Origin of the sequence: Actinoplanes sp. KI2 (assembly GCF_025630775.1) — a bacterium.
Lineage (GTDB): Bacteria > Actinomycetota > Actinomycetes > Mycobacteriales > Micromonosporaceae > Actinoplanes.
In genome coordinates this window covers 1-955 of sequence record NZ_JAOSZE010000132.1, presented here as the reverse complement: position 1 = coordinate 955, position 955 = coordinate 1, and the positions used below count along the sequence as shown (strand labels likewise).

Below are 955 nucleotides of genomic sequence, written 5' to 3'. Positions count from 1 at the left end.
CGTCGCACCGGAGAGCAGACCCATCACGATCTCCCACGCCGCCGCGTCGAAACTCAACGCCGCGAACTGCAACACCCTGCTTCCCGGGCCCACCCCTAGTACTGACTGCTGGGCCTGCGACAACGCCGCCAAACCGCCATGAGTGACCACCACACCCTTCGGCCGACCCGTCGACCCCGACGTGTAAATCACATACGCCGGATGCCGCACCTCCACCGGCAACGGCGGCACGGCACCGGCCGGCCCCACCGGCTCGTCGTCGGCCAGCAACACCGGCAGCCCGTCGACCCAAGGCAGCCTCGACTGCGTCACCCGGTCGGTGACCAGCAGCACCGGCGCAGCGTCGGTGAGCATGAACTCGACCCGCTCCGCCGGATAGTCCGGATCGACCGGCAGATACGCGCCACCGGCCCGCAACACCCCCAGCAACGCCACCACCAGGTCGACCGAGCGCGGCAACGCCACCGCCACCACCGACTCCGCGCCCACCCCCGCGGCCGCCAACCGCGCCGCAAAAGCATCCACCCGGGACGCCAACTGCCCATACGACAGTTCCTGCGACCCGAACACCACCGCGGGCGCCGACCCATCGGCGTCCACCTGCGCCTGGAACAGCTGCGGGAAGGTCCCCACCGGCACTCCCGCACCGGTCTCGTTCCACTCCCGGACCACGACATCGCGCTCGGCCTGCGACAGCAGCGACACCTCACCCACCGCCGCGTCCGGCCGCTCGACCAGACCCTCCAACACCCGGCCGAACCACCGCGACAAACCCTGCACCGTCGCCACATCGAACAGATCGACGGCGAACTCGACCTCACCCGACAACCCCGCCGGCCGACCCTCGGCGTCGAACGTCTCATTGAGGACAAAGGTGAGGTCGAAGCGGGACTGTGTGGTCGGTGCGTCGTCGAACCGGGCCTGCATGCCCGGGAAGCGAATCTCTGCCTGCTCG

1 protein-coding gene is annotated in these 955 nt (G+C 69.6%); it reads right to left on the bottom strand.

Going from position 1 to position 955, the window contains the following annotated elements:
• Positions 1–955: AMP-binding protein (locus ODJ79_RS46615; protein ID WP_263030189.1), on the bottom strand; the 955-nt coding region annotated here is incomplete at both ends.